This is a genomic window from uncultured Polaribacter sp. (genome assembly GCF_947503855.1).
GTDB lineage: Bacteria > Bacteroidota > Bacteroidia > Flavobacteriales > Flavobacteriaceae > Polaribacter.
Genome location: NZ_CANNFF010000008.1, coordinates 152,824 through 166,547 on the forward strand (window position 1 = coordinate 152,824; position 13,724 = coordinate 166,547).

At 29.7% G+C, this 13,724-nt stretch carries 11 protein-coding genes; 7 read left to right on the forward strand and 4 right to left on the reverse strand.

Annotated features, from left to right (window positions below):
• Positions 1–88: 88 nt before the first annotated feature.
• The 3 genes from Q0662_RS08760 to Q0662_RS08770 all read right to left on the reverse strand — a co-directional run bounded on the left by Q0662_RS08760 (position 89) and on the right by Q0662_RS08770 (position 2,787).
• The gene (locus Q0662_RS08760; protein WP_298948875.1) at positions 89–643 is read right to left on the reverse strand and encodes a peptidoglycan-binding protein LysM; all 555 of its coding nucleotides are present in this window, start codon (positions 641–643) and stop codon (positions 89–91) included.
• 559 nt (positions 644–1,202) lie between these two features.
• Positions 1,203–2,228, reverse strand: coding sequence for an endolytic transglycosylase MltG (mltG, locus tag Q0662_RS08765; protein ID WP_298948876.1), 1,026 nt, complete (start codon positions 2,226–2,228; stop codon positions 1,203–1,205).
• A gap of 31 nt (positions 2,229–2,259) precedes the next feature.
• Positions 2,260–2,787, reverse strand: coding sequence for a GNAT family protein (locus tag Q0662_RS08770; protein ID WP_298948877.1), 528 nt, complete (start codon positions 2,785–2,787; stop codon positions 2,260–2,262).
• 157 nt (positions 2,788–2,944) lie between these two features.
• Between Q0662_RS08770 and Q0662_RS08775 the strand changes: the two genes are divergently transcribed.
• Both Q0662_RS08775 and Q0662_RS08780 read left to right on the forward strand, forming a co-directional pair.
• Positions 2,945–5,527, forward strand: coding sequence for a sulfatase-like hydrolase/transferase (locus Q0662_RS08775; RefSeq protein WP_298948878.1), 2,583 nt, complete (start codon positions 2,945–2,947; stop codon positions 5,525–5,527).
• Positions 5,524–5,997: a DUF6702 family protein gene (locus Q0662_RS08780; RefSeq protein WP_298948879.1), complete on the forward strand. Its 474-nt coding sequence runs from the start codon at positions 5,524–5,526 to the stop codon at positions 5,995–5,997. Before Q0662_RS08775 ends, Q0662_RS08780 begins: the two co-directional genes overlap by 4 nt.
• On the opposite strand, the gene dapF is transcribed toward Q0662_RS08780, so the two are convergent.
• Entirely contained in the window at positions 5,994–6,764 is a 771-nt protein-coding gene (gene dapF / locus Q0662_RS08785) for a diaminopimelate epimerase (RefSeq protein WP_298948880.1), read from the reverse strand. The two genes, Q0662_RS08780 and dapF, sit on opposite strands and share 4 nt — an antisense overlap.
• Before the next feature lie 130 nt (positions 6,765–6,894).
• Between dapF and Q0662_RS08790 the strand changes: the two genes are divergently transcribed.
• The 5 genes from Q0662_RS08790 (at position 6,895) to Q0662_RS08810 (ending at position 13,631) form a co-directional block, all read left to right on the forward strand.
• A complete protein-coding gene (locus tag Q0662_RS08790) occupies positions 6,895–8,283 on the forward strand; it encodes a trypsin-like peptidase domain-containing protein (RefSeq protein WP_298948881.1) in 1,389 nt (462 codons plus the stop codon).
• Between the two features lie 139 nt (positions 8,284–8,422).
• Positions 8,423–9,865, forward strand: coding sequence for a glyceraldehyde-3-phosphate dehydrogenase (locus tag Q0662_RS08795; RefSeq protein WP_298948882.1), 1,443 nt, complete (start codon positions 8,423–8,425; stop codon positions 9,863–9,865).
• 369 nt (positions 9,866–10,234) lie between these two features.
• Complete coding sequence (locus Q0662_RS08800; RefSeq protein WP_298948883.1) at positions 10,235–10,804, forward strand: hypothetical protein; 570 nt, start codon at positions 10,235–10,237, stop codon at positions 10,802–10,804.
• Between the two features lie 7 nt (positions 10,805–10,811).
• Positions 10,812–12,809, forward strand: coding sequence for an NAD-dependent DNA ligase LigA (ligA, locus tag Q0662_RS08805; protein WP_298948884.1), 1,998 nt, complete (start codon positions 10,812–10,814; stop codon positions 12,807–12,809).
• 87 nt (positions 12,810–12,896) lie between these two features.
• Positions 12,897–13,631, forward strand: a complete 735-nt coding sequence (locus tag Q0662_RS08810; RefSeq protein ID WP_298948885.1) for a DUF4294 domain-containing protein — start codon at positions 12,897–12,899, stop codon at positions 13,629–13,631.
• The last annotated feature ends 93 nt before the right edge of the window (positions 13,632–13,724 follow it).

The window sequence follows — 13,724 nt, forward strand, 5'->3', positions numbered from 1 at the left end:
TTTTTTGGTGATAACAGTATTTTTTTCACAGCCTCTAGAATTGAAAAACTTATAAATAAAAGTGATGAAAAATAATTAATTAAAGTCTTTAAACTTTTGCTTTTTTATCGGCTACAAGGTTAGAAACATTGTAACCTCCAAACCTTTTCATATAATGCTGAATTGTTGAACCATAAGCATCTGTAAAACGAACAACACCATTACTTCTTAGAAATTTTTTTACATTTCCAGCACCACTTAAATGAGCTGCAGCTAAAATACCAGATTCTGTAATTTTAATACCATTAATGATTTTACCAACAGAACGTTTAATGTCTTTTCTTAAAATCCATTTGTTTACTTTACACAAAGCTATAAAGGCATTTTCTTGTATTTCTGGGTTGTTTAAAAAAGCTTGTGCATTGTATATTTTAAATCTCTGTAAAGTAGTTTTACCAAACTGATATTTACCAAGATAGCCCAAAGTATTTACGACACTATATTTTCCTTGAGATTCTTTAAAAGCAACAGCTTCTTTAAAAGCAACAAAGTCTTTTTTTAAGTATAAAATGTTGTGGTTTATCTTTTTAGGAAAAACCGAATGTAATGTTTTTACATTTTCTACTTTATAAACATTACTTTCATTCTTTGCAATTGCATTCATGAAAATAAAAACAATAGCTAATAATATAAATTTATTTTTGATAAAAAATAACTTTCTGTTTTGCGAGTGCAAATTTACATTGCAATTTTAAAACAATTGATTATCAATATGTTAAAATTTAATAAAAATAAATATAATGAAATTTTATTTACCTATTGATATTAATTTATTGGGTAATAGCTGGTGTCTTTATGAAATTAACAATAGAAAACACAAATTTTAAGAATTTCGATTTTGTATTGTTTTTGTTAATTCTCTCACTAAATTTATATAAAATTGACTGTAAGAGTTTTGTAATATTAGGTTTATAAGTTTTGTTTCGCCCTAAAAATGTATTCTGTATCAAAGTTTATATTCTTTGTGCTAATACTCGTTTAAAGCCAACAAATATTCTGTGCTTAAAATATTTTCTGTAATTATTACAATATTTCTTATAGGTTTATTTATTGTGTCAGGTTTTTTAAAGAATGCTAATTTTACTTGTGGAGTGTCTTAAATTAAAAACAAAAACTTGATTGTATATATTTTAAAAAAAGTTTTTAGATTAAACCACCAACTATTATCTATTAATTTTTTGCTTGTTAAGCCATCTGTGATATTTAGCTGCATTTCTATTATGTTCTGCTAACGATTTAGAAAAAGAATGATACCCTAATTTATCTACATTTACACACATGTATAAATAGTCGTGATTATTAGCATTTAGAACACCATCTATAGCAGAAACATCTGGCATTGCAATTAATGTTGTTGGTAAACCGCTATATTTATAAGTGTTATAAGGTGATTTAATTTGTAAATCTACAGTTAGTACTCTTTTTACAACATAAGCTTGTCCTTTTATTTCTTTAATGCAATAAATTATGGTTGGGTCTGCTTGCAAAGGCATTCCTTTTTTTAGTCTGTTTAAATACAATCCAGCAACAATAGGTCTTTCAGATTTTTTAGCAGTTTCTTTTTGAACAATCGAAGCCAATGTGCTTACTTCACTTTTGGTTAATCCTAATTTTTCTGCTTTGCTGATTCTGTTTTTATTCCAAAATCTATTATAGGCCCTTAGCATTTTGCTTCTAAATTTATCTGGACTAATTGTCCAATACACTTCATAAGTGTTTGGGATAAAAATTTGCAATACACTTTTTTCTGAGAGTTCATTTTTTAAAAGAAACTCTTTATTTGTAAAAGATTTTAATAAACTAATAGAATCTGCTTGAATTTGTTTAGAAATTCTACCCGCAAATTTCTCTAAAGTATCTTGGTTATTAAAAGATATTTTTAAAGGTGTTTGCATTCCGCCTCTTAGCATATTTACCAAATCATTGTTAGACATGCCTTTTGTTAAAACATATCTACCCACTTTTGGTTTAGAAAAGTTTTTACGAGCTGCCACCCAAAGAAATGTGTTTGGATTTTTAGATATATCCTTAATATGAGCTTTTATATCTTGTAAAGTATCATCACTATTTACATATAAAACATATTTTTTAGTAATGGCTTCACCAAATATTTTTTGGTAATAGTTGTATGCTAATATTCCTCCTAAAAGGAAAAAAAATGCTAATAAATAAATTGTTTTTTTCTTCAATGGTACCTGTTTTTGCAAAGCGGCAAAGTTACTATTTTATCAGTTGATATAATACTTCATCTTTAAATTTTCCTTTAGAGAAAATCCAATCTTTTTTTACACCTACTTTTGTAAAGTTGTATTTGGTAAAAAGCTGAATACTTTTGCTGTTATCGCTAGTAATATTTGTATATAGTTGATGCAGGTTTAAGCTAGAAAAACAATATTGAATTAATACTGATAGCGCTTCAGTTGCATATCCTTTTTCTTGAAAATTTGGGTGAATTAAAACACCAATTCCTGCTCTTTTATGTTGTGGATTAAAATCAAAAATATCTATAGTACCAATGGCTTTTTTAGAGGTGTTTTCTTCAATAATAAAACGCACTTGTTTGGCTTCATATATATCTAAATGTGCGTTTTCTATGTACTGTTTTAATATAAATTTAGAAAATGGAGTTTGTGTATGGCTTACTTCCCAAAAGGAAGAGTTGTTTTCTATTTGATATAAGAAATCTAAATCTTCGGGCTCTAAGGCTCTTAAATTTATTTTATTACCAATTAATAAATTAGTTGTCATAATTAAAAGTAAATATTTATATTTAGATGGTAAATATCCTATTATTTTTACTTTATAATTAAACTTTTTATAAAAATATATGTCTAATTACTTTCTAATATATACTTTTTGTGATTTTTAGAGAAATTAACAAACTACCAATTTTAACTTACACTTTATGAAGCAATTAAAAATAGTATTATTTTTCTTTTTCTTTACATCAACCATTTTAAGTCAACAACAGACACCAAACATATTACTAATTATAGCAGATGATTTAGGCATAGATTCTACTCCAGGTTTTGGCATTGAAAACGATTTACCTGTAACTCCAACACTAGATTCTTTTAGAGAAAAAGGAGTCACCTTTACAAACACTTGGGCAACACCACAATGTTCTCCAACTCGAGCAGCAATTATAAGTGGTAAATACGGAATTAAAACAGGTGTAATGAGACCACCATTAATTTTAGATCCAAGCCAAACATCATTGTTTACAAAAATAAAAGAACAAAGTACAACAGATTATAGTATGGCTGTAATTGGAAAATGGCATATTGGAGGCAATAATAGTGCTAATTATAACCATCCAGCAAATTCTGGAGTTCCTTATTACGAAGGGGTTTTTACAGCGCAAGTTTCAGATTATTACAACTGGACAAAATTAAACACAACACAAAAAGAAGAAGAAGTAAATGAATATATTACAACACACTTAACAAATAGGGCCATTTCTTGGGTAAACAATCAAACAAAACCTTGGTTTTTATGGTTATCTCATATAGCACCACATACGCCTTTTCAAACACCACCTTCAGGCACTTATACAACTACACCAACTAATGATAGAACAACGTATTTATCAATGATAGAAAATTTAGATTTTGAAACCAATAGACTACTAGAAAGTATGGATGATAAAACACTAGAAAATACAGTTATTATTTTTATTGGTGATAATGGAACTCCAGGAAGAACAAACAATTATTGGCCAAATGGGCATGCTAAATCTTCACTATATGAAGGGGGTATTAGAGTACCCATGATTATTACAGGAAAATCTGTAGAAAGAGTAAATGAAATCGAATCTAGTTTAGTACAAGCAACAGATTTACATGCCACAATTTTAGAATTAGCGGGTGTACAATTATTGGGAGGTACAGAAAATAGTTTAAGTTTAAAACCAGCTTTAACATCAGAAAATCAAATTAAAAGGCAAATTTTGTATTCTGATTATGAAAGTGGTGGAGTAGAATCTTGGGCAACAAGAAATGCTAATTATAAATTAATCGAAGATAAAAATGGAAATGAAGAATTTTACAATATTCTAATTGATATTAAAGAACAAAACAACCTAATAGATAACTTAACAACAGAGCAAGAAACCATAAAAACAATGCTAAAAAAAGAGGCTCAAATCATTAGAACAGGTTGGTCTTGTAATGATGGTATAAAAAATGGAAATGAAACTACAATAGATGATTGTAATAATACTTGTGGAGTAATAGATGTATTAAGTTTTGATAATATTGCTTGTACAGATGAACCTATAAGCCCAAGTATTTACTACGAATACATAGAAGCAAACGAAAGAATTGTATATTCTAACAATTATCCAAATCATAACTTTTCTTATGTTTCTCCTAGAATACCAGAACCATATTATAGAATCTATAAATTTGATTTAAAACCAAAATTATCTGGAATAACAACAAACTTAACAAGAGCAAATGGAAGACCTGTAAACTTTTTCGGGATTAGTTTAAATGGTGTATATATGATGCCAGCACCAGCAACTCCTTTTATTTTTGAAGATAAAAATACAGGACAATATAATTGGGATTGGGTTTTTGAGCCTACAACAAATATAGGAGAAGGTAGTGGTTTTGTGTCTTTAGACTGCGCTTCAGCTCATGTAAACCCAAATTCAGGGTATCACTATCATGGAAATATGTTTGAATATGTAGAGAAATTGAAACCTGGAATTTCTACAACAAATTTTATACCAGAGAATTTTTTACAAGTAGGTTGGGCAGCTGATGGCTTTCCTATTGTGTATAGATTTGGGCCCGATAAAGATGGAAATGTAAAGGAAATGTTTCCAAGTTTTCAATTAAAAAGTGGCATAAGGCCTGGGGATGGTATTAGTGCACCTTGTGGCTCCTATTCTGGAAAATATACAAATGATTTTGAATTTATAGCAGGAAAAGGAGATCTAGATGAATGTAATGGTATAGCAGCATCTATAACTTTAAAAACTGCCCAAGGTGAAGAAACTTTTGAATATTATTACGTGGTAACAAAAGATTTTCCTCAAATATCAAGATGTATGAAAGGGAATTTTAATGATAGTTTTATAAGTAATGCAGGATCTTTAAATGATGTTGATAACGATTCTGATGGATTTGTAAGTGTTTTTGATTGTGATGATAGTAACGCAAATATAAATCCTTTTGCAAAAGATAATCCAGCAACAGAAATAGATGAAAGTTGTGGAGCTACTTTAGGGGCTCGTGAAATTGATTTAGAAGAATTAGGTTACTATGTAAACGCAAACCCTAATAATGGTGTTTTTTCTATAATTTCTACAAATATCGAAAAATATAAGGTTGGTTTATTTACTGTAACTGGAAAATTGATTGATAAAAAATCAGGCGTTGGTGTTATAGAATTTAAAGATATAAATGCTTCCGGTATTTATCTTTTAAGAATAGCAAAAGAAGGGAAAGTGTTAGGAACTATTAAAGTAATTGTAAAATGAGAGTTTTAATAATAATTTTAGTTACTTTTTTTAATATTAGTACAATTTTTAAAACACACGATGCAATTTCTGCATCGTTTAATCTTATTGAAAAAGGACACGTATTAATGTTAGAAATTGAGTTTGATAGGTTCGATTATTTAAAATTAGATGAAATTGATAATCATAAAATAACGAAGCCAGAATTTAGTAAATACCTAAATAAAACTACAAGTTGGCAAATTGATGGCGAAAAATTAATACCAAAGGTTTTGGCTATAAAATTAGAAAGAGAACACGCAAAAGTAATCTGTTTTTTATCTAATTCGAAAAAAAACATTAAAACAATTACAGTTAAAAACAACTTTTTAAATAATGTTAAAGATCACTCTAATATTGTAAAGTTAGATGTTAATAATATTTTTAAAGATTTTAGATTGCATAAAAACAGACAAGAAATTAAGGTAGATTATAATTTAAAAACAAATTAAATTTTAATGACTCCTTCAAAAACAAAAACTGCTGGCCCTTTTAAAAACACATTAGCATAAATACCATTTTTTTCAGTAAAACAAACCTCTAAATTACCACCTTCTACAGGTAAAGAAATGCGATTACTTTTTGTTTTACCTGTTTTATGCATGGCAATAGCAACTGCAGTTACGCCTGTACCACAAGCTAAAGTTTCATTTTCTACACCTTTTTCGTAAGTTCTTACTTTAAATGTAGTTTCATCTACTTGTTCTACAAAATTTACGTTGCTTCCTGGGTTTTTATAAGAATTTCGTATCTTTTTTCCGTTTTCAAAAACGGGATAATTCTCTAAATTTTCTACAATTTGTACATGATGTTGTGTACCTGTATATGCAAAAACATGGTTTTCATTTACTTCAACTTCATCAACATCAATCATTTTTAAAGATACAGTATCGTTGTTTATTTCTGCAAAATGAGGTCCATCAACAGCTATAAAGTTAGTGCTATTTTCTATTATGTGTAATTGTTTTGCAAAAGCAACAGCACATCTACCACCATTACCACAAAAGGTTTCGCTACCATCAGCATTAAAATAAATCATTCTAAAATCAACATCATCGTCATTCTCAATTAAAATAAGACCATCTGCACCAATACCAAAATGTCTGTCACAAATATGTGAAATTATGTCAGTTTTTTGTTTTGGAAAGGTTTTTGTTCTGTTGTCAATCATCACAAAATCGTTCCCAGTTCCTTGATATTTGTAAAATCTAAATTTCATAAAACAAAGATACATATTAAAAGGATAAATGTCGCTTGTTAAAATGTGGTTAAAGTGCGTTAAAAACAAGTTAAACAGATTTTCTGAAAATGTTAAAATACTATATTTGAATAATAAAAACTAAATTAAAATGAAAAAAGCATTCAGTTTTCTTGGTATAGCAATTTTAGGAGGCGCTCTAACTTTAGGAGGGTACAAATTGCTTTTTAATGATCAAGTAGTAATAGAAAGAACTATCGAAAAGCCTCTGCAAACACTACAAGCTAGTTATAATCCTACTCTTAGGAATACAAATGCAACAGAAGTGAATACAGATTTTACTGTAGCAGCAGAAAAAACAGTACATGCTGTGGTTCATGTAAAAAATACTGCAGTTAGAACACAAACCAATCCGTTAGAATTATTTTTTGGGAATGGAAATGGGCAAAGAAAATACGAACAAGTAGGAACAGGAAGTGGAGTTATAATTTCTGCAGATGGTTATATTGTTACCAATAATCATGTAATTGATGGGGCAAATGATTTAGAAATCACACTAAATAATAAAAAGAAATACAAAGCAGAATTAATTGGTAAAGATGCTGCAAACGACCTTGCTTTATTAAAGATTGAAGCAGATGATGATTTGCCTTACATTGCTTTTGCAAATTCAGATAATATTAAAATAGGCGAGTGGGTTTTAGCCGTTGGTAATCCATACAACCTAACTTCTACAGTAACTGCAGGTATTGTTTCTGCAAAAGGTAGAGATCTAGAGGGAAATAGAAACATAGAATCTTTTATACAAACAGATGCAGCTGTAAACCCTGGAAACAGTGGAGGTGCTTTGGTAAATGCACGTGGAGAATTGATTGGAATAAATACAGCAATTTCTTCTAGAACAGGTTCTTTTATTGGGTATTCTTTTGCGGTGCCCTCTAATATTGCTAAAAAAATTATAGACGATATATTAGAATATGGTGCTGTGCAAGAAGCTATATTAGGAATTAATATTAATAATCAAGGAGAAGATATTGACGGCGTTAAAATTGAATCTGTTGCAGAGGAGGGTGGAGCAGAAAAAGCAGGTTTACAATCTGGTGATATTATTACCCAAGTAAACAATGTAAAAATTTCTAAATATTCTGAATTAAGAGGTCAATTAACCGCAAAAAGACCAGGAGAGTCTGTAAATATAACCGTAAATAGAGATGGCGACTTTATTACAAAAAATGTAAAATTAAGTAAAAAAGACACCTTTGTTTCTAGAGCATTTGGAATCATCTTAAAAGATTTACCTAAAAAAGATTTAAAGAAATATGATATTTCTAAAGGGGTTAAAATTTACAAAAATGCCAATAAGTACCTTGATTATTATGGAGTTAAAGAAGGTTTTATTATCACCAAAATTAATAAAAAAGAGGTATCTAATGCCTCAGAAGCTACCAAATTATTAGATGATGCTTCTAATAGAAACGAACCTGTTTATTTAGAAGTTATCAATTTAAAAGGAGAAAGAGAACGCTACGCAATAAGATAAACAATTACAAAAACAATTACTAAAATCCAGATTTTATAATCTGGATTTTTTTTTATTTTAAAACTTTTTACGAAATCGATTTCGTATTTTAGAAAAATTAAATACTTTTGCCCAAAATTATTAAATAATAGTTACAAAGATGTCAATAATTATAGATTATAACAAAGAGGTTTTATCGCAAGCGCAAACAAGAAGAGCTACTGTACAATTTATGAATATTGTAAACGATTTATGGTATGATAAAGCCATAGAATTAGTAATGTTTAGAAATCCTTTGGTAGATAAAAGAGCTAGCGAAGTTTTAAACTTAATAGATTATACAAGAGAGTTTGTAAGCAAACCTATTACTATTATAGATGCCTTAGAAATTGCCAAAGCTATACAGCAAATAGATTTACCATCATCAAAATTAGATATTGGTAAACTAGCTTACGAGTGTTATTTAAACTCAAAACAATGTGCAGATAAAGTTGATTTTGTAAAAAAGCAATTAAAAAACATTAAAGAAGCTAAGAGTATAGAACCCAAAGATGTTGTTTTATATGGTTTTGGTAGAATTGGGCGTTTGTTGGCAAGAGAACTAATGACCAAAATGGGCAAAGGTTCTCAGTTGCGTTTAAGAGCCATTGTAACTCGTGGAGAAATAAATGAAACTATTTTAGAAAAAAGAGCATCTTTATTAAAAATTGATTCTGTTCATGGAGATTTTTTAGGCACTGTTTCCACGGATGTAGAAAATAATGCATTAAAAATTAACGGAACAACAGTTCATTTAATTTCTGCAAATCAACCAGAAGATATAGATTATACAAAATATGATATCAACAATGCTTTAATTATCGATAATACAGGTGCTTTTAGAGATAAAGAAGCTTTAGAAAGACACTTAAAATCTAAAGGAGCAAGTAAAGTATTATTAACAGCGCCTGGAAAAGGAGTGCCAAATATTGTACATGGTGTAAATCATAAACAATACAATTCAGATAAGGTAGATATTTTTTCGGCAGCCTCTTGTACAACCAATGCAATATCACCTATTTTAAAAGTTTTAGAAGAAAACTACGGAATACAAAAAGGTCATTTAGAAACCATACATGCCTATACAAATGACCAAAACTTGGTAGATAATATGCATGATAAATACAGACGTGGTAGAGCAGCGGCTTTAAATATGGTGATTACAGAAACAGGCGCAGGTGAAGCTGTCTCTAAAGCAATACCTGCTTTAAAAGGTAGATTAACATCTAATGCAATTAGAGTGCCAGTACCCAATGGTTCTTTAGCAATATTGAATTTACAATTAAGAGGTAAAGTAAGTAAAGAAAGTGTAAATGCTATAATAAAACAATATGCTTTAGAAGGCGATTTGGTTGAGCAAATAAAATATTCGTTAGATAATGAGTTGGTGTCATCAGATATTATGGGTACAACAGCTCCATCAATTTTTGATAGCAAAGCAACAATAACAAACCAAGAAACGATAGTGCTTTATGTTTGGTATGATAATGAATATGGTTACTCGCATCAAGTAATTCGTTTAGCAAAACACATTGCAAAAGTTAGAAGATATACCTACTATTAATGTATCATCCTTATTTTGTATCAGGATTTTATAAAAATACTCTTAGTGCAAATTCGTTCATGTAAAAATGAATGTAGAAACCCGTTTCAAATTTCTGTTTCGGGTTTCTTTTTAAGAAGCTATTTCACGCTTTACATTATATCTTTTTATGCTGTATATATCAAAACCACGTTTTTTAAAACACTTCATTTCTTTAACTTCAAAGTTAGTGAATCTAGTTTAGCATAAAAAGGATGCCATTTCAATCGTGGCTAAACTTGCTTGCCAAATCTTTGAAAAAGAAATTTTCTCCTAATAGATTTATGTTTTATGTGTTACTGTGTGTAAAAAAGAATATTCTCCTTAATTTAGCCATTAAAACAAATAGCAATGAAATTTAGAGTATTCCTAACAAGTCTATTATTTTTAACTTTGTTAATAAACGCACAAGAAAAACTTCCATATTACGAAATACCCAAGATGGATGAAAAATATACAGCACAAAACATAGTAGTAAGAATGATTGATGGTTTAGGCTTTAGATACTATTGGGCAACCAATGGTTTAAGACCAGAAGATTTGGCATACCAGCCTAAAGGCGAAGGTAGAAATTGTCAAGCCACCATAAATCATCTGTACGATTTGTCTAACATGATGTTGCGTTTAACCAAAACAGCAGTTAATCAAGAGGTAGAAAAGTCTAAAATGACGTTTATAGCAATGAGAAAGCAAACTTTATTAAACATTGAAGCTGTAAGTAAAAAAGTAAAAGTAAGTGAAAATTTAGCACAGTTTTCGGTAAAAAACGATGGTAAAGTAAGTATACCTTTTTTTAATGTTATAAACGGGCCAATTGCAGATGCTATCTGGCATACGGGACAAGTTGCAAGTTTTAGACGTTCCTCTGGAAATCCTATCAATCCAAAAGTAAATCATTTTTCTGGCACAGTAAGAGAATAATAAATAAATGACAGCAGCACAAAAAATACAAAAACTAAGAGACGAGTTAAACTTGCATAACTACAACTATTATGTATTAGATAATGCAAGTATTACTGATTTCGAATTCGATATCAAATTAAAAGAACTCGAAACACTAGAAAAAGAACATCCAGAGTTTTTTGATGCAAACTCACCAACACAAAGAGTAGGGGGGGCAATTACTAAAAATTTTGAAACAGTTACACATAAAAACAGAATGTATTCTTTAGATAATTCTTATTCTAAAGATGATTTGTTAGACTGGGAAAAACGGATTCAAAAAAACTTAGGAAGTACAGATATAGAATATACCTGCGAATTAAAATATGATGGTGCTTCTATAAATTTAACCTATGAAAACGGAAAATTTGTAAAAGCGGTAACTCGCGGAGATGGTTTTCAAGGTGATAACGTAACAGAAAATATAAAAACCATTCGCTCTATACCACTAGTAATACAAAAAGAATTTGTTTCTAATTTTGAAATGAGAGGAGAAATTATTTTGCCTTTAGACGGTTTTAATAAAATGAATCAAGAGCGATTAGCTAATGGAGAAGAAGCATATAGAAATCCAAGAAATACTGCAAGCGGAAGTTTAAAGTTACAAGATAGCTCAGAAGTTGCCAAAAGACCTTTAGATTGTTTATTGTATCAAGTAGTTACAGAAGAACGCAAATACAAAACGCATTTTCAAATTTTAGAAAACGCAAGAAATGTGGGGTTTAAAGTTCCAAAAACCATCACTTTAGCAAAATCTATAGACGAGGTTTTTGAGTTTGTAAATCATTGGGATATAGAAAGGCATCAATTGCCTTACGAAACAGATGGTGTTGTTATTAAAGTAAATAATTTACAACAACAAGAAGAATTAGGGTACACCTCTAAAGCTCCAAGATGGGCAATTGCCTATAAGTTTAAAGCAGAACAAGTTTCTACAGTTTTAAATGAAATAACGTATCAAGTAGGTAGAACTGGTGCAATAACCCCAGTAGCAAATTTAGAACCTGTACAATTAGCAGGTACAACAGTTAAACGAGCATCTCTACACAATGCAGACCAAATAGAAAAGTTAGATATTAGAGAAAAAGATACCGTTTTTGTAGAAAAAGGGGGCGAAATTATTCCTAAAATAATAGCAGTAGATTTTTCTAAAAGACCCATAGATTCTTTACATACTGTATATGCTACAAATTGTCCAGAATGTAATACACCACTGGTAAGAACAGAAGGTGATGCAAAACATTATTGCCCAAACGAATTCGGCTGTGCACCTCAAATTACAGGGAAAATTCAACATTTTATTAGTAGAAAAGCCATGGATATTGATGGCTTAGGTGGCGAAACTGTAGATTTATTAAGAAAAGAAGGCCTCATAGAAAATTATGCAGATTTGTACGATTTAAAAGTAGAGCAGGTAATTCCTTTAGAACGTATGGCAGAAAAATCTGCAAAAAATATGATTTCGGGTATCAAAAAATCAAAAGAAATTCCATTTGAAAAAGTGCTATTTGCACTCGGTATTCGTTTTGTAGGAGAAACTGTGGCTAAAAAACTAGCAAAACATTTTAAGTCTATAGATAATTTAATGGCAGCAACTTTCGAAGAACTCATAAATGTAGACGAAATTGGAGAAAGAATCGCACAAAGTATTGTAGATTTTTCTACCGATTTAGGAAACATCCAATTAATTAACAGACTAAAGTCGGTAGGAGTTCAATTAAAAGTTTCTGAAGAAAGTTTACAAAATCAAACCAATAAATTAGAAGGACAAATATTTGTAGTTTCAGGCGTTTTCCATCAAATGAGTAGAAACGAATTAAAAAAAGCCATAGAAGATAATGGAGGTAAGGTAAGTTCATCCATCTCAAAAAAAACAAACTTTATTGTAGCTGGCGATAATATGGGCCCAAGTAAATTGGCAAAAGCACAAGACTTAGGTATTTCAATAATTACAGAACAAGACTTTATAGATAAAATTAGTTAGCAAGTAGTTTGGTATTCATTTTGTAGTCTAAAAACCAAAAAACAAGAATTATTAAAACCTTATATCTAGTTAGCAATTAAAATAAAAATGAAAAACATTTTCTACATATATGTTATGTCTTTTTCTTTTATCGCATTTTCTCAGATAAAAGAAACAGACTCGTTACCTAATCATATAGACGATTATATATTTGTAAAACCTGGAGATTCTGTTGTTATTCAATTAAAAGAAATCTCGTTATTGCCCAAACCAAAATTTAATTCTAGAGAAGATATTCGTTATTACCTTTGGTTCAAAAAAAAGGTATTCAAAGCATATCCCTATGCAAAACTAGCTTCAGAAAGGTTAGACAGTTTACATGCAAGACTAAATAGAATCGATTCTAAATACCAAAAAAGAAGATACACCAAACTCGTACAAAACTATATAGAAGGCGAGTTTACAGACCAAATAAAAAAAATGACCACTACAGAAGGTCGTATACTCATTAAATTAATCCATCGTCAAACAGGTAAAACAGCATTTAACAATATAAAAGGTATCAGAAGTGGCTGGAAAGCATTTTGGTACAACACAACAGCCAACGTTTTCAAACTCTCCTTAAAAACAGAATACAATCCAGAAATAGAAAACGAAGATTTTTTAATAGAATACATACTACAAAGTTCATTTAGAGACAGCCGGTTAAAACCAGAAGAATCTAAATTAAATTTCGATTTCATTAAAACATTAGAAGAAAACAAAGCAAAAATAAACGTAGAAACGTATAAAGAAATGTTTGCGAAAATGAATTCCAGAAAAAAGAACAAGAAAAAAGATTAATTTTTTTTGGGGGTTTCCACGCCAAAAGGTTGTGGTCGGGCTTTCTGCACTCGCTTTTTAGGTACCATAAAGGGTACCAAAAAGAGCTCAAAC